Below are 15,736 nucleotides of genomic sequence, written 5' to 3'. Positions count from 1 at the left end.
GGCTACTGGCCGAGTCTAAGGCTAAAGCCAGTATCCGACTGAAGTCGGAGGGGTTCCTCCTCCAAGAGGACTCTGAAGTCCAAAATCCCCCTTCAGGAACGCAACGAATGGCAAAACTGGATCACCACCAGCCGCACCGAAATCCACGCCCTGACCGCCGAAATCGCCCGGCTGGAAGCTGAGATCAACGCAAGGGTCTATGCCCTGTTCGATCTGACACCCGATGAAATTGCACTGCTGGAGGCCAACGTCTGAAGCGGGGCGTGCCTGCGACAACCGGCGCGCCAGTTGAACTGACTTGAATATCCGTCGCGCGTGCGGTGTCCCCGGCTGGACCAAGGCACTGGAAAATAAGCGCGTTTTGACGCGCGACATTGAATATGACGTGCTGGCAGGCGTCCAAGTCAATCTGACTGAGAAGTTGCCACTGCTGGAAAGGCGCAGATTTCCGGGCTTCTTGCGTGCGATTTGTCGCGTAGGGTGTGTAGTCCTATGCTTGCACTTCGGGTCCAGTCACCAAGCCCGAATCAGACCCGCCGGTCCTGCATTGCACTGCCACTTGGGTTTGGCAGCTTCGCTGCGATCTGGCCCCTAGCCAGAGCGTCTGGGGGTATTATTGGGGGTATCTTGAAATCATCATCCTAGAAATATGGCAGAATTACAGGATTTTTTGGCCATTTAGCGGTTCCCTTCACCTCCCGGTCTTGGGATATCCGGCTTGAGAAATCTCTCGTTGTTTCACTCGCAACAGGCACACTCCCAAAAAGTGAGTCTATTGGTGGACAGATTGCCGTTTCGTCCGCATCATGAAGGCAAAGGCCCCCGCAAACAACCAATGGATAACCAGAAAGATTTTCGCGATTTCTCGCGCTTCTCCGCTTGCCACTCCCCATAGATCGTTCAGAGCCACCGCCCCGAAGCCGATCAGGTTGGCAAGCAGCACATGTCTCAGGGCGAAAGGCTCTTGCTTTCGCGACAACCAGTTCAATGTTGCAATGCCGAGAAAAGGCCCGCCCAGCAGCCGTATCAAGGCAATCAACTGGGGCGAAGCATCGGCGGGTACGGCCCCCACTCCAAACTCCAGCGGGAAGAACATCAGCCCGATACCGACAGCCGCGAGGTAGAACGCGGAAAATGTAAGCGTCAGTTTTAGCATTCTGTGTTTCCTGAGCGCAGAATCCATCCCTTTGTCCTCTATCTCCAGTCCTCAATCCCGCTGTCCGGAAAGAGAGGGTCAGCGGCTTTCGACGTGGCGTTTAAAGTTGTCGAGGATCGCCTGCCAGCCATTGCGCTGCTGATCGAGCGAATGCTCTGCTTCCGCTTCGAAGGTGACGGCAACGCATATGCCATCCTGATCCTGCGCGAACTGGACCTTGGCGTGGCGATCACCGAAGTCGTATTCAATCAGTTTGTGCGGTTCGATACGTGTATAGGTTCCTGCAAAATCGAACCCTATGCTGCCGTCCTTCGCCTCCATGCGTGAGGAAAAGGCACCGCCTTTGCGCAAATCGACCGTCGCTCTTGGCGTATGCCAATCCTCGGACGCAGAGTTCCACCGTTTTATGTCTTCGGGACTTGTGTAGGCTTCCCATACAATTTCCAGGGGCGCGTCCACCGTGGTTTGTACTGTGATCATTGGATCGGTCATTGGAATTTCTCCTGTCAGGAACGGGATTCAGAAATGCCGGACGGCGCTACTGATTGATCTCAGGCTCAACGAGTTTTGCGAGTTTTTGCAGGCATTCCTGCCAGCCGAGATAACAGGCTTCAGGAGGAATCATGTCCGGCACGCCATCCTGTTCGATATCGACTTCCGTGCCCACCGAAACGGCTTTCAGGGTCACTGTGGTGCGCATCTCGCCCGGCAAGTTCGGGTCATCAAAGGTGTCCGTGTAGACGAGGCGCTGTCCCGACACGAGTTCGATATAGGTGCCGCCGAAGCTATGGCTGTTACCGGTCGTGAAATTTCGGAAGGACATTTTGAAGCTGCCGCCCACCTTTGCGTCCAGTTCATGGACGGTGCAGACGAACCCGTAGGGCGGGAGCCAGCTCGCCACGGCATCGCTCTCGATAAAGGCGCGATAGACCTTTTCCGGCTGGGTCGCGAGAACACGGTGGAGTCGTATCGTACTGGGCATGGCAATTCTCCTCTTGCTGAAATTTCACAGTGGACTTTCTCAATTCTCCGGACTGAAAAGCAGTTCCAGATACCGGGCAAGATGATCGATACTGTCGGCAGCGATCTGTGCTCCACCCTTTGCCTTGGCGAGAATGAAGGCGCCCTGAAGAACAACCTGGGTGTGAAGCGCAAGCGACTGTGCGGTCCAATCGGGTGACATGCCCCGATCCCGCATCGCCGCTTCGATATCGGCTTCCAGCGTCTCGGCATGGCCGCTGATGCTGCGGTCGCAAGCATCGCGAATGGCTGGCGTGGTTTCGTAGGTTTCCTGCACCATGGTGCCGACGAGACAGGTGAACTCGGGCACGCCGCCCTGCAGCAGCACCTTGCGGAAGGCGACGTAACCCAGGATCCGATCGAGCGGATCGGCATGGTCGTGATACGGAGCTTCGGCAAACAACGCACCGGTCGTTTCCGACCAATGCTCCGCAGCGGCAACGCCAAGCTCGTCCTTGCTTTTGAAATGATGAAAGAATGCACCCTTGGTAACACCGGCAGCCGCGCAGAGTTCGTCAACCGTAGTTGCCGAATAGCCCTTGGCCCGGATTAGGGACAAGGCTGCCTGCAGAAGCTTTAGCTTTGCATTCGGCTTTGCAGCGGCTTTAAGCATATCATCCTCCTTGGGAATTTTCTAAATACCAACTGGTTGGTATGGTGTCAAGTGATGAAACACTGCCAACGACTGACCCTCCGCTGAGGCCGTTGTGGCCGATGCTTCTTGCAAAATGCGGCATCTGATCTTATGAATGATATATCGATATTTCATTCACTGGAAAGAATGTGGCGACGCAGTTTCTCAACAGAGCGGACGAAAAGCGGGTACTCAGTCAGGCGGTCAATCGTGTGGCAGCCTGCTGGAAGCTCACCAATGAACAGCTTGGTGCCATCCTCGGCCTGTCTCCAGCCACGGCCTCGCGGTTGCGCTCGGGTGCCTACGAACTGGACCGATCGAGCAAAGCATTTGAGCTGGGACAATATCTGGTGCGCTTGTTTCGTAGCCTGGATGCATTAATGGGAAGCGACGATCAGGCGTCCATGTCCTGGCTCAAAGCCTTCAACCTCGATCTCGGCGGTCGTCCGATCGATCTCATCCGGACCATAAGCGGCCTCAACGAAGTGACGCATTACGTCGACGATTATCGGGCGCGTGTCTGAAATCGTTCCCCAACCGTCTGACCTCCACCCTTACGCCGCCAGCCTTTGGCGGCTGGTCGAGGCGCAGCATCGTATCTCCACCAACCGCCTTGCCGCCAATGCGGAAGACCAGGCCATGCTTGAGCAACTGGTCGAAGAGGTAAAGCCTCCGCTGCCTCCTGCGGCGCGCCATCTGCATTATCTGCTCGCAACACCATTTCGCTATGGTCATGCGAAGGAGTCGCGCTTTCGCAAAGCAGGTGAGCGGCCTGGCATCTTCTACGCTTCCGAGCATATTCGCACGGCGGTCGCCGAAACGGCCTATTGGCGGCTGCACTTCTTTTCGCGCTCACCGGGGTTCGCGCCGCCTACAAATGTGGTTGAACATTCGGCCTTCAGCATTCCCGTCAAGGCCACGCGCACTATCGATCTGATAGCAGAGCCCTTTCTGCGGCATGCCAGCCTCTGGGCCGATCCGGAAGACTGTACCGCCTGTCAGGCCTTCGCAGTGCATGCGCGCCGGATTGAAACGCAGGCGATCCGTTATCAATCTGCGCGCGATCCCGACAGGGGCGCGAATATCGCCTTGTTCGACCCTTCTGCCTTTTCGGTCAAAGCACCAAAAATCAGTCAAGCCTGGCATTTTCGGTACGAGCAGGGACAACTCACAGCCTTTGCCGCCCTGCCCTCGAACGAACGCTACAGTTTTACATTCGAACAATTTGGATTGAAAGAAACGAAGGGAAACTGGCGACGATCAAGCATGGAACCGATACGATGAATAAGGTCATTCACGCTGACGGTTTCGGCTTTGACCGCCGATACCGGCCTGTCGGCCATCAGCGTCTGCATTCTTGCACATAGAGTGGCAAAGGCATCTTCTTTGCTGGCCATATCGAGTCCCTTGGTTGAGACTGCAAGTTTATCCATGCATGGTTAATGGAAAGTTTCCTCCATTTGGCAAAAGGTCCTGCGAAAATATGTACACATCGGCAAGGGTGGAACATGGCCGGACGATCCTGCGCTGGCTTCTTGCCGTCGCCTATCTGTTCGCCGGGTTCGCGCACCTGCGATCACCCGGCATATTCCTGACGATCATGCCGCAATGGGTGCCCTTCCCCGCCGAAACCATCTTCATCACTGGGTTATGCGAAATCGCGGGTGCGATTGCTCTGCTGACCGCCCGATTGCGTTATATCGCCGGCGTCATGCTCGCGCTCTATGCGGTCTGTGTTTATCCCGCCAATATCAAACACGCCATCGATGGCATTGCTGCCGGCGGAACGCATCCTGGTTGGTGGTATCATGCGCCGCGCCTTGCATTTCAGCCGGTGATCGTCTGGTGGGCTCTATTTGCGGGGAGCGTAACCCGCTGGCCTTTTCCGAAGGGAAGAAGCGCGAGCGATTGAAATTTCATCGCTCCCTACAGTTTTGAAAGGGTCTGCCGTTTATAGCCTGTGACGGCGGATTGCCAAAATACATATATGGCAAAGGCGATGTTAACGATAGGCCTTATCCGTATATTAGACGTTAACGCTCATCTTCCTGAGCATGACGCGAACCTGCTCTCCTGCACTGTCCCGACTGCGCATTGGTCGCCAGCCATTGGCTGTTCATGCGTTTTTCGTGATTGCATCCGGGCTTCTGGCACAGTCGGCCGCTCATGCCGCAACGCCCTGCGCCTCCGCTCCGTTGCTCCCCGCCTCTGGCAATCAGGTCTGGCAGGCCAGCTACACCAAGAGTCAGGCCATCCTGAAGGGTGCGCCCAGCCAGCTCGACCTCATTCGCATGCAACAGGCCAGGACGCTCTATCCTCAGGCAGGACCAGCTCCGGCAACGAACACCATCATTGTCAGGGCCGCAAACGTCCGTGTCGAGCAGCCTTTTCCCGCTTTGTTGGCATCGCCCTTACCCTCGATTGCCAACTTTGACTATGGCGAAGCGGCAAAAGCCGTCGCCTATGTTGCACCCAAAGCCCTTCAGGTCGTATTCGGCGCGGTGCAAAACCACGAAGGCCGCCACATAGAGGACTGCCCTTCGTCGTTCGTACAGGCCAATCGTGGCATTCCGCGCGCACCCTATACGCGCAGTACGGCCGAATATATCCGGCCAGGTCGACCCGACATATTCGGGTCGGTTGCGCTGGCGGTCTCGCGAACAGCACTGGATAGCAAATGGCGTCATGCGAGTAGCGCAAGTCTGAATGCCTCGGGCGCTCCCTGGTCTGGCCTGCTCGCGCAAAACCGCAACCAGGCACGTATGACCCAGATTGCGAACATCAACGCATGGGTCAACGCGCGGATCAGATATGTCGATGATGTGAAAGAATATGGCACGGCCGATTACTGGGCTAGCGCCGCACAATCCCTGTCGCGCGGACGCGGCGATTGCGAAGATTATGCCATTGCCAAGATGCAGCTCTTGAAGGCGCTGGGCGTTCCTGCGGACTCAATGTATCTCGTCATTGCCCGCGATCTGGTGCGGCGGGCCGATCATGCCATATTGGCTGTTGCGATGGACGGCGACCTGCTCGTTCTGGATAATGAAACCAACCGGATATTGCGGTCCGCCGAAGTGCGCGACTATCGCCCGGTGTTGAGCTTCAATGAAAACAGGACCTGGACCCATGGCTATCGCCCCGATAGCGCGCTCCCAGCGGTTCAACTGGCTTCGCTGACACGCTAACTTTCAACGCTCCTGCAATGCTTCCGCCCGTGCACGCAGCACGGGTTTCAGCAGATAGGACAGAATGGACTTGCGGCCGGTGATGATCTCCGCATCGCAGATCATGCCGGGCGTGATCGGCAACCGCCGCTCGCCGGACAACAGGTAAGAACGGTCCGTTTCGATCACGACGGAAAAATAGGCTTCCTTGTCCGCTTCGTCATAAATGCTGTCGGCGGAAATTTGCACGACGCGACCGCTCAACCCGCCATAAACGGAAAAATCATAGGCCGTCACTTTCACATTCGCACGATCATTGACCTTGATGAAGGCAATGTCCTTGGGCTTGACCCTGGCTTCCACCAATAATTTCTCACCCATCGGCACAACCTGCATGATCTTTTGCCCGGCCTGCACAAAGCCGCCCACTGTTGTCACCTGAACATCATTCACAATGCCATCAACGGGCGAACGCAATTCCGCCTTTTGCACCCGTCCTTCTGCCCCGCGCAGGGACTGGCTGTTGACGGCAATCTTGGTCTGCAATTGGCTGCGTTCATTGAGCGCATCCTGTCGGAACTGGAAATTCGCTTCAGCAGCCTGCGCCTGCGCTTCACGTATGCCTGCGGCAGTACGTGACACACCCTCGCGAGCAGCAGCCAAGCGGCCCTGCAAATCGACAAGATCACGGCGTGCCGACAGCAATTCCGTCTCCGGGACGATCGATTTTGCGGCCAATGGCGCCAACATATCCACCTGCCGTTGTGCCAGCGCCACGCTGCTGACAAGGCTGCTGACCGTCGCCTGTGCCTCGCTCAGCTCTCGGCGGCGCTGTTCAACGGCCGCCTGTAGCCCCGTCATCTTGCTTTGCAATGCCGATTGCCGGACGGCCTGAAGCCGGGCTTCCTCTGAACAATCGACCAGCATCGCCCCATCGGCTGTGCGGGTACAATCGCTTTGTTCCCCCGACGCCTCTCGCGACAGTCGGTTCGCGCGTGCGGAGAGCAATTTATTTTCAGCCTCGATCTGGCCCAGTTCCGACGACGACTGGGTATCGTCCAAACGAACCAGCAACTGCCCCTTGCGGACATGCTGGCCCGACCGGACAAGAATGTCACGGATGGTGGCCGGTTCGGAGCTTTGAACTATCTGCATCTTGCTGGACGGGATGACGCGCCCCTGCCCCCGCGTCACCTCGTCCACCCGGGCAAGCGATGCCCAGATGACAAAAATCAACACAGCCGCAAAGCAGGCGACAATGACGGTTTGCGCTCCATCCAGCGCTTTAAGCCGCTTCATGGTCAAGGCGGGACTCATCATCATTGTGTTACCCCGGCAACGTTGACGGATTGCGCCGCGTATATCCGGGCGAGCGCACCTGAGCTCTGGGTCGGCGCGGGAATGTTCGGTGTCCAACCCTTGCTGACATCGACCCGTCCGCCCAGATCATTGTCCGCACGCCGTTCAGGCAAGGCCGCAACCGGCGGATAATCAATGGCCGGATCGTTCTTCCCCGCAATGCCCCCGTCAAAAAGCGGCACGATTTCCACACCCGCATAACGTTGACTAAAGGCGCGCGGCATGCCCCAGCCGCCCGGCCAACGATAAAAAATGTGCGCGCCGATGCGGGCGATCTTGGCCAGTTGCGGCGCCCAGCGGGGCAGCACATAATCGGCGTGGTAATGCGTCGCCGTTCCCACGGATTTTTCGACATAGCCGCCAAGCGCCGCCCGCGCGACCGCACGAGCCTCGGCCCAGGCTGACGACGCGGGCTTGCGCGCCAATGCGCCGTCACAGGTAAAGCTGAACTGGCAAACTGGCTGACGCGCACCTTCATAGACGACACCGCAGACGCTGTGCGGGAATGCAGGATGGCGAACCCGGTTCAACACGGTCTGTGCGACAGCGCGCTTGCCCGCCGGCGGTTCGAACCCGGCCTCGTAATAAACCGCCTGCGTCATGCACAATTCCGCCCTTTGCCGACCGGCATCGTCGGCACGCGCAACGGAAAAGGGTGCGGCTGACAAGACCTTGCCTTGGGCAAAGGGAAGGCGATTATTGCCCTCTACTGCGGCCTCACCCTTGCTCAGCACCTCGGTTTGCGGCTCATGTGTCAAGGCGACCAGAACCCGCCGCTGGGCAAGGTCAGGCATAGCCATGCGCTCTGCAACCACATCCTTTTGCGGGGTCGAACGAGACCGGATCTCGTTAATGGCCAGATAGAGACCAAACACGACCAGCACTGCGAAAATTCCGACCGCCACGATGATCCAAAGCATTGCACCGCTTGGTCCGGCAGCATTCTGGGGGGTGTCCGGTGCACCTGTATGGATGACTGGTGCCGGATCGCCATGGGGTGAGGGTCGCGCGATCATGTCCCGATCGCCTTGCCCGCCAATGATTTCAATATCTCGTCCCGCGGACCGTCGGCAACGATCCGGCCGCCGTCGATCACGATCAGTCGCTGCACCAGCGACAGCATCGCGTTGCGGTGCGTGGATACAACCAACGTCTGCTGGGGATTAAGCGATTTGCGCAGATGATCGATGAACATCTGCTCTGTTCCGCTATCCATCGCGCCGGTCGGTTCGTCCAGGAACAGCAACCGCGATGGTTCGACCAGCGCCCGCGCCAGCACCAGGAAACTGCGTTGCCCACCCGACAGACGCGATCCCCGCTCGCCGACCTGCATATCGAAACCGTCGGCATCGCCCGCAAAGAAATTGCCCGCGCCCGACTTTCTCAGTGCCTCGATCAATCGCGCATCGTCGGATTCCTGTGCGCCCAGCAATAAATTGTCGCGGATCGACCCGCTGAACAGCATCGAATCCTGTCCCACATAGCGGAATGCAGAACGCACCTCATGCCCATGATATTGCCCGCTATCCAGACCGTCGATCCGCATGGACCCGTCCGTCGGCTGATACAGGCCGCACAGCACCCGTCCAAAGGTCGATTTACCCGACGCAACACGGCCGATAATACCGATCCTCTCGCCTCGTGTGATCCGTAGCGATATGTCATTGAGCGCGGGCAGCGAGGTATCGGGATAGCTGAATGCAATATGTTCCATCGCAATATCGCCATTGCGAATTTCGGGCAGGATACTGCGCGCACCGCTATCGCGTTCGTCAGCCTGCTGCATCATGCCCTGCAGTCCTTCAAGCGTCGTGAAAGCTTGGCGGGCACGGGTAAACAGAAAAGCAAATTGCCCCACCGGCGCCAGCGAGCGTCCCGCCAACATCACCACCGCTATGATCGCGCCCATGGAGATCACGCCCGCGTTGAACAGGTAGAAGCCCCCGATGACCAGACTGATGCTCGTCGCTTGTTGACATAGCGAAGCAAGGTTGACGCTGATCGCGGTCAGGCGGCGTAATTTCTCCTGTGTTTGCGCGCTCATTTCGGCATAGCGCCGCCAACGACCCAGCATCCGCCCTTCGGCACGACAGGCTTTCAATGTCTCAAGCCCGCCGACCGCCTCCACCAGAACGGTGTGCTGCAATCCGGCATCGGCCTGCGCATCCAGCGCGGCGCGTCCCATCGCCTTTTGAAGCGTGAATCCCGCTATTCCCATGATGATCATCGCGACGACCGGCACCAGTGCCAGCCACCCGGTAATCAGCGCGATCAGGGCAATGAAGAAGAACAGGAAGAACAGATCCACGACCAGCACGACCGTGGTGGAAGCGAAGAAATCGCGGACCTGTTCGAACTCCGAAACCCGCCGGACAAAGGCGCCCGTACTGCCCTTGCGCGATGCCAGCGGGATATTGAGTACCTTTTCGAACAATTTCTGCGACAGGCGCGCATCCAGTTTCCTGCCGGTTTCATCGATCAGCCGCGCTCGCGCCAACCGCAGAGCGAAATCCATGCCAAAGGCAAGAAATACACCGATCGCCAGCACCCATAGGCTGGCCGTCGCCCGGTTGGGAATGACCCGGTCATAGACGTTCATCGTGAACAAGGGCATGGCGAACGCCAACAGGTTGATGATGGCCGCTGCCGCGATCACATAGCCGAAGGATTTGCGGACCCGCCATACCTCTTGCCAGAACCAGTGCCGCTGCGCCCGTAAATCCCATGACAGTTCCGACTCCCGCTCCTTGCGGTGGTCGGGCCAGACGGCGACGGCATGGCCATCGAAAATATCCGCCAATGCTTCCTGCCCGGTCCAGAGCGTTTCAGCCCGACCGGGAATGTACAGCTTTACCTGATCGCCTTCGATATCGAGCAGCACAACGGCCCGATCGTTGGCGAGCTGCAACATCGCGGGTAAATGCTTCTTGCGCCATTTCGCAAGCGGCCGGACGACCATTTCGGCACCCATGCCCAACTGATCGAGCGCCGACTGCGCCTGATGAAAGGGCAGACGGCCATCCTCGGCCAGTGCAAGGCCAGCCTTGATGATGACGGGCGATGATGGCCGGTCATACAGCAGGGCAAGATGGGCCAGGCAGTCCAGAACATCGTCATTGTCCCGGCACCCACTCTCCTGACCGGCCCACTCACCCAACTTCATCTTTCCACTCCAACTGCGTCAGGCTGTTACCGCGTTTAGCGCGGATAACGCCGCCGCATCAGTTCTGCCGCCTCGGTATCGGGAACATCGAAACGGTCACGCGCATAGGCATTGCTGCCAGTGGGTGCCGTTACGCCCAGCGCCGAAAGCAATTGATCGGTTGCCGCAAGGATTTGATATTCCGCAAACATTTGGGCCAGACGCGATGTTTCAGTCCGCACCTGGACATTGAACCGGGTGTTCTGGGAATCGAGCACATCGAGCAGGGAACGGCGACCGACATTGAACTGTTCACGATAGGACAGCAGCAGATCGTCCGACACCCGGCTCTGTTGTTCCAGATCGGTCAAGCGAAGCCCCTCGCTCTGCTTGCGGTTCCAGGCCTGCCGTACTTCTTCCTCGGCCTCACGGGTCAACTGATGCAGACGAAAACGCGCTTCGCTCGCGCGACGCGTCATTTCCTGAACCTTCGCCCGATTGATGCCCCCGTCGAACAACTGCCAACGCAGTACGACGCGCGCCTGCACGTCATTGGTGCTGCCCTTGAAACCGTCGACATCCTCGCCGACCCGGCCACGACCTTCCAGTGATACGGTAGGCCCCAGATCCGCCTTCGCCGCATTCACCACCTGATAGGCGGCGTCGACATCGGCCTGCGCTTCCCGCACCTTCGGATTGCGTTCCCGTACCACAGCCACCGCATCGCCAAGTGTCGGCGGGAGGGCAGCCTGCAACGATTCAGGCATCACGACATCACTGATCGAAATGCCGGTCAGGGTCGTGAAGGAAATCGCCGCATTGGTCAGGTCTTCCTGCGCTTCGGTCATGCGAATCTTGGCCGCCTGAAACCGTTCCTCGGCCTGCTGCTGATCGGCAATGCTGATCGAGCCTTTCGATACGCCTTCACGCAGATCACCCACCAGCAAATCGTGGAAAGTGACATTGTCCTGCGCGGCCGCAACGACCCGCTGCTGCAACATATAATCCAGATATTGCCGTGCGACATTCAAAGCGATGAATTCCGACCGTTCCCCCACGCGCAAGGCAGCACCATCGGTGCGGGCAGCCTGCCGCTTCAGTTCGGCACTGCGTGCGCCGGAATCGAACAGAACCTGTTCGCCCAAAACGCTGGCTTCGAGCGGGTAAAGCGTCTGGTCTTCAATACCAATCGCACGACGCGTGCTGTTTTCCAGGCGCCGGACCCCGGCCGATCCTTCCACCGAAATCCGCGGCAGGAATAGCCCTTGGGCCTGATCCCGTTCGAATTCAATGGCTTCCTTGTTCATGATGGCCTGGTTGATTTCCGGGTGGGAATCCACCGCGGCCTGAACCGCGGTTTTCAAATCCACCGTTTCGGCGCCCGCCCCTGTGACGCTCAATATGAGAGCGCCCGGAACCGCCATGAGCCACTTCATTGTGTTGCTGACAGTCATTATTTTGCCCTCCAAATCACTGGCCGCTCGATCCGGCGCTTATTTCCACCCGGCGGTTCTGGGGCTCACGCACACCATCGGCCGTTTCGACCAATACCTGGCTTTCCCCCCGGCCATCGACCTGCACATCGCCCGACGAAATTCCCGCGCTTTCCATCATGGCCGCCACGTTCTGCGCCCTGCGCAGGGACAGACCGGTATTATAGGCATCCGATCCGGATTTGTCGGTGTGACCGACCACAGAGAATGTGGTCCATCCGCACTGTGCCTTGCTGTCCACGATCTGGTTGACCGTTTCGGACGCTTCCGGCAGCGGCGTATCGGCATCCCAGTCAAAGAACACGATGCCCTTCATTTCCGATGGGCAAGAGGAACTGGCCACGGGCTCTGGCAGCGGCGGTGGCGGCGGTGCTACCATGCGCACTGAAAAGGCATCGCATCGGTTGACGCTGTCCTCATCGACCGTCCCTGACTTCAGGAAACCCAGAGCAATGCCGCACTGTACCTTGGCCTCTGATGCCCAGGTGAAGCGTGGATCGTCCGATCGGCGGACGTCGTCGGCCAAAGTGGCAGCCAGCGCAGCGTCATAGCGGGTCTGAACTTCACCCTTCAACTGGTCCTTGCCCAGATCGAGCAGCGACGACCGCGCAGCCGCATGAGCCACCGGACTGCCCAGCACCATCGGTGCCAAGGACAGGACCGCCACGGCAAGCAGCGATGTTCTCATTGTCTCTCTCCCTATCAAGTCCAACTGCATTCCCTTTTCCTCAAGCATGGCCATTCACCTCAAGCAGCGTGCGCTGCGGCGACCACATCGTGGCTCATCATCGCCAGATCGAAATTAAATCCGCTGCCGGCCAAATGGAGCGCCTGATCCATCGCCGCTGCGGCTGCAGACAGGTCAATGCCTGCATCTGGCGCCGTCTGCGGCAAGGCATCGAGCAGCGCGTCGATATTCGGGCCGTCCCCAGCACCGCCGCCCAGCGCATCCGCCAATATGATGGGCAGTGCGTCGCCTGTCGGCTGTGGATCGGCAGATTGGGCATCCGCAACCACGATGGCCGCAAAGACCGGCATCGCATCCACTGTCACAGGATGAGCATCGCCTGCCCCCGTGGACTGATCACTGCTATCTGCCTGAGACCCAAGATCGGCGCCGCTATCGTCGGTCGTCACATCACCGATGCCCGAACCGCTGTCGCTGGTCACATCTGAATCGCTCAGATCGGTTTCAGGTGGAAGTGCTTCCTGTTGCTCATCCCCCGACAGCAATGTTTCCGGTGTCTCGGTCGTATCGGCAGGCGCGATGTCCGCCTCCGCCGGAGCGCTCTGCTGACCCGATGCATCGCCATCAAGCGACAGATTGGTAGTCGAACTATCATCCGTCGCGGGCGGCGTTTCCGCCTGGGCATAATCAACCGCCGTGATCAATGACGCCGCGAGCAACGCCTGGTTAAGGCCGGTGTTGACGAGCGTCTTCTCCGTCTCCTGCGTTGTAGTCGTTCCACCAACAGCACTGGTCGCAAACGCCGCATCGGCGATTGTCCCGGTCGTGCCGTTCATCGTGTAGGTCGCTTCGCCGTAGACAAGAACGTCGCCATTGGCGGCCATATGCGCCTGACCATCGGACACCAGATCAATGCTGGTAATGCCCATGTCGGTCAGCGACGTGAATTCACCCGCATCGACAACGCCGTTGCTGTTGGAGTCCTGCCACACGCCAAACTCAGCAAATGCCGTATCCGCCGCAGTGAACTTACCGTCCCCATTGCCGCCGCCATCGATGCTGTCATAAGCAAGGCGAAGCCCCTCAAGGTCGGTAGCGGCACCTAGGGCGTCGTCGGCAAAGACAATGTCGTAGCTTTCACCAATCGCCCGAGCGAGCAGGCCGTCGTCCGGCGCAACCCACGCCGTCTGCACCTCGCCCCAGCCATAGTCGTAAGTGACGCCTGCAGTGAGCGAGAGATATTCCACGCCGTCGCCATTCAGATCGATGGCGACTGGCGCCGCCGGGATGAAGGGCGCGAGCCCATCGGCCACATGCACCGTGAAGTTCTGCGTCGCAGTGGTGTCGCCATCCCCATCGACGAACTCCAGGGTGAAGGGGATCGTCTCGTCGATGTTCGAACTCGCGACACCAACATTTGTCAAGTTGAGCTTGATGGAACCCGCAGACTGGTAAACGTCGATCCAGCCGATCTCGAGTCCCCCCGCAGCCGAAATCGTCAGGGTGCTGACTTCACCGTCGGACAAAACCCAGGTTTCGGTACTGCCATCGGTATAGTGGGCAACGAATTCGATCGTATCGCCAACGCCGAAATTGAAGAATGAGAACGTTGCATAAGTGACATTGGCGATGTCCGTTCCGGCGGGCGGCTCGTATATCCCATCGCCCGCCTCGATTGGATCGTACTCGGTGCCTTCGTCATAGTCGTTCAGACCGCCGAAATCGAAACGCATGAATTCCGGCGAATCTAAGTTGTTGTTTTGCAGGCCCCAACCCTGAGTCGAACCGTTGATATCGGATCTTTGCGTAAGGGAGGGCATGTCGCCTTCCAGCCATCCAGCTTCATCCCAACCCGGATTGGGCTCCCAGCCGGTCACGTAGACAAGCTGTTGGCTGGTTGGATCGGTCTTGTCCTCCTGAACGATGATGCTGTCGCTGGGGCCGCTGCCGAAGGAGCTGCCGCTGCCGATTGGAACGTCGGTGACCACCGGATCCAGTTCGGTGACCAGATTGAACGTATACTGGCCAGAAGTGCCCGCGGTCGGATCGACCGTTAGCGTGAACACCGTGGTGTCGCCGGCATTGAATGTGCCGCTCGAGTCGCTATCGACATAGGCGGTCAGAACATTACCGCTCTGCACTGTGACCACCGGATCGCCTCCGACCGCGATGCTCGACGTATCCGCAGTGATGATCACCGATCCGGTACCATCGGCTCCCGCCGTGTAGTGCAATGTGCCGACGGCTGGCGCCGTCGCCGGATTGTTGTCCGTTTGCTGGTCTTGCACCGTGCCCAGCGTTGGCACATCATCAATGATGTCGACCAGGATGGTGCCGGTGGTGGTGTTGCCGTTGGCGTCGGTCACCGTATAGGTGAAGCTGTCGCGGTCCTGCTCGGTGTTGGTCGCGTTGTCCGCGGTCACCCCGTCATAAGCAGTGTCGAGCGTGTAGGTGTAGGTGCCCGTGTTCGGGTCCAGTACCAGATTGCCATAGGCGCCGTTCGCCGAGCTGGTCAGCGTGTAGCTATAGGGACCTGTCCCACCCGCAGGCGTGATCGACCCGTTGAACACCTCGCTGCTCGCGCCCGGGTTGCTGCCCGAAGGCAGACCCGCCTCGTTGACCAGCGCATCGGTGTCCGATGCGGTCACCGTCACGTCGCCGATCGTGATGTCGAGCGTCGTCGTCGAAGTGTCCCCGTCGCCGTCCGTGATCGTGTACACGAAGTGATCAACCACCGAGCCGCTGACCACCACATTGGGATCAGCCTCATAGCTGTAGCTGCCGTCCGCGTTGAGCGTCAGCGTGCCATAGGCCCCGGCAATGCCCGCACCGCCAAGGTTGCCCGAGACCGGCGTGGCCGTATTGCTGCCGGTCGCAACCCCGGTCACCCCCGCTCCGGCCGGACCATCGGCGCCGAACACGTCGTCGGTCCCGTCAATCAGCACATTGCCATTGACCGTCGCACCCTCGTCCACGCTGTTCGTGTTGGCAAAAGCCACAGGCACATCATCAATGATGTCGACCAGGATGGTGCCGGTGGTGGTGTTGCCGTTGGCGTCGGTCACCGTATAGGTGAA

The 15,736-nt window shown here is 58.8% G+C and carries 14 protein-coding genes; 4 read left to right on the top strand and 10 right to left on the bottom strand.

The window, feature by feature from the left end:
- Positions 1–772 precede the first annotated feature (772 nt).
- The 4 genes from L3X40_RS18445 to L3X40_RS18430 form a co-directional block, all read right to left on the bottom strand.
- Positions 773–1,156, bottom strand: a complete 384-nt coding sequence (locus L3X40_RS18445; RefSeq protein ID WP_237366905.1) for a hypothetical protein — start codon at positions 1,154–1,156, stop codon at positions 773–775.
- Between the two features lie 78 nt (positions 1,157–1,234).
- Positions 1,235–1,648, bottom strand: coding sequence for an SRPBCC family protein (locus L3X40_RS18440; RefSeq protein ID WP_237366904.1), 414 nt, complete (start codon positions 1,646–1,648; stop codon positions 1,235–1,237).
- Positions 1,649–1,694: 46 nt separating this feature from the next.
- A complete protein-coding gene (locus L3X40_RS18435) occupies positions 1,695–2,138 on the bottom strand; it encodes an SRPBCC family protein (RefSeq protein WP_237366903.1) in 444 nt (147 codons plus the stop codon).
- 39 nt (positions 2,139–2,177) lie between these two features.
- Complete coding sequence (locus L3X40_RS18430; protein WP_237366902.1) at positions 2,178–2,789, bottom strand: TetR/AcrR family transcriptional regulator; 612 nt, start codon at positions 2,787–2,789, stop codon at positions 2,178–2,180.
- A gap of 170 nt (positions 2,790–2,959) precedes the next feature.
- Here L3X40_RS18430 and L3X40_RS18425 point away from each other — a divergent pair, with 170 nt between their 5' ends.
- The 4 genes from L3X40_RS18425 to L3X40_RS18410 all read left to right on the top strand — a co-directional run bounded on the left by L3X40_RS18425 (position 2,960) and on the right by L3X40_RS18410 (position 5,998).
- Positions 2,960–3,334 carry an MbcA/ParS/Xre antitoxin family protein gene (locus L3X40_RS18425; RefSeq protein WP_237366901.1) on the top strand — a complete coding sequence of 125 codons (375 nt, stop codon included), beginning with the start codon at positions 2,960–2,962 and terminating at the stop codon, positions 3,332–3,334.
- The gene (locus L3X40_RS18420) at positions 3,327–4,094 is read left to right on the top strand and encodes an RES family NAD+ phosphorylase (protein ID WP_237366900.1); all 768 of its coding nucleotides are present in this window, start codon (positions 3,327–3,329) and stop codon (positions 4,092–4,094) included. Before L3X40_RS18425 ends, L3X40_RS18420 begins: the two co-directional genes overlap by 8 nt.
- 199 nt (positions 4,095–4,293) lie before the next feature.
- Positions 4,294–4,722 carry a DoxX family protein gene (locus tag L3X40_RS18415; protein WP_237366899.1) on the top strand — a complete coding sequence of 143 codons (429 nt, stop codon included), beginning with the start codon at positions 4,294–4,296 and terminating at the stop codon, positions 4,720–4,722.
- A 217-nt stretch (positions 4,723–4,939) separates the two neighbouring features.
- Positions 4,940–5,998 (top strand): transglutaminase-like cysteine peptidase, encoded by a 1,059-nt coding sequence (locus L3X40_RS18410; protein WP_237366898.1) that lies wholly within the window; start codon positions 4,940–4,942, stop codon positions 5,996–5,998.
- 3 nt (positions 5,999–6,001) lie between these two features.
- Here L3X40_RS18410 and L3X40_RS18405 read toward each other — a convergent pair whose 3' ends face one another.
- From L3X40_RS18405 to L3X40_RS18380, 6 genes are all read right to left on the bottom strand, one after another.
- Positions 6,002–7,276, bottom strand: coding sequence for an HlyD family type I secretion periplasmic adaptor subunit (locus tag L3X40_RS18405; RefSeq protein WP_237366906.1), 1,275 nt, complete (start codon positions 7,274–7,276; stop codon positions 6,002–6,004).
- Between the two features lie 20 nt (positions 7,277–7,296).
- On the bottom strand, positions 7,297–8,352 hold the full coding sequence (locus L3X40_RS18400) for a cell wall hydrolase (protein WP_237366897.1): 1,056 nt from the start codon (positions 8,350–8,352) through the stop codon (positions 7,297–7,299).
- Entirely contained in the window at positions 8,349–10,499 is a 2,151-nt protein-coding gene (locus L3X40_RS18395) for a type I secretion system permease/ATPase (protein WP_237366896.1), read from the bottom strand. Before L3X40_RS18395 ends, L3X40_RS18400 begins: the two co-directional genes overlap by 4 nt.
- 35 nt (positions 10,500–10,534) lie before the next feature.
- Complete coding sequence (locus L3X40_RS18390; RefSeq protein WP_237366895.1) at positions 10,535–11,932, bottom strand: TolC family protein; 1,398 nt, start codon at positions 11,930–11,932, stop codon at positions 10,535–10,537.
- Between the two features lie 16 nt (positions 11,933–11,948).
- Positions 11,949–12,659 (bottom strand): OmpA family protein, encoded by a 711-nt coding sequence (locus tag L3X40_RS18385; RefSeq protein ID WP_237366894.1) that lies wholly within the window; start codon positions 12,657–12,659, stop codon positions 11,949–11,951.
- A 59-nt stretch (positions 12,660–12,718) separates the two neighbouring features.
- Positions 12,719–15,736, bottom strand: a 3,018-nt coding sequence (locus tag L3X40_RS18380; RefSeq protein WP_237366893.1) for a beta strand repeat-containing protein, incomplete at its 5' end; no start/stop codon positions are given.

Source organism: Rhizorhapis sp. SPR117 (genome assembly GCF_021742065.1).
This window is presented reverse-complemented; position numbering and strand designations above follow the sequence as displayed.

What these genes read in the sequence shown, in the direction of transcription:
- L3X40_RS18445 (WP_237366905.1), bottom strand. Translation starts at nt 1,156, where the DNA reads ATGCTAAAACTGACGCTTACATTTTCCGCGTTCTACCTCGCGGCTGTC.
- L3X40_RS18440 (WP_237366904.1), bottom strand. Translation starts at nt 1,648, where the DNA reads ATGACCGATCCAATGATCACAGTACAAACCACGGTGGACGCGCCCCTG.
- L3X40_RS18435 (WP_237366903.1), bottom strand. Translation starts at nt 2,138, where the DNA reads ATGCCCAGTACGATACGACTCCACCGTGTTCTCGCGACCCAGCCGGAA.
- L3X40_RS18430 (WP_237366902.1), bottom strand. Translation starts at nt 2,789, where the DNA reads ATGCTTAAAGCCGCTGCAAAGCCGAATGCAAAGCTAAAGCTTCTGCAG.
- L3X40_RS18415 (WP_237366899.1), top strand. Translation starts at nt 4,294, where the DNA reads ATGTACACATCGGCAAGGGTGGAACATGGCCGGACGATCCTGCGCTGG.
- L3X40_RS18405 (WP_237366906.1), bottom strand. Translation starts at nt 7,276, where the DNA reads ATGAAGCGGCTTAAAGCGCTGGATGGAGCGCAAACCGTCATTGTCGCC.
- L3X40_RS18400 (WP_237366897.1), bottom strand. Translation starts at nt 8,352, where the DNA reads ATGATCGCGCGACCCTCACCCCATGGCGATCCGGCACCAGTCATCCAT.
- L3X40_RS18395 (WP_237366896.1), bottom strand. Translation starts at nt 10,499, where the DNA reads ATGAAGTTGGGTGAGTGGGCCGGTCAGGAGAGTGGGTGCCGGGACAAT.
- L3X40_RS18390 (WP_237366895.1), bottom strand. Translation starts at nt 11,932, where the DNA reads ATGACTGTCAGCAACACAATGAAGTGGCTCATGGCGGTTCCGGGCGCT.
- L3X40_RS18385 (WP_237366894.1), bottom strand. Translation starts at nt 12,659, where the DNA reads ATGAGAACATCGCTGCTTGCCGTGGCGGTCCTGTCCTTGGCACCGATG.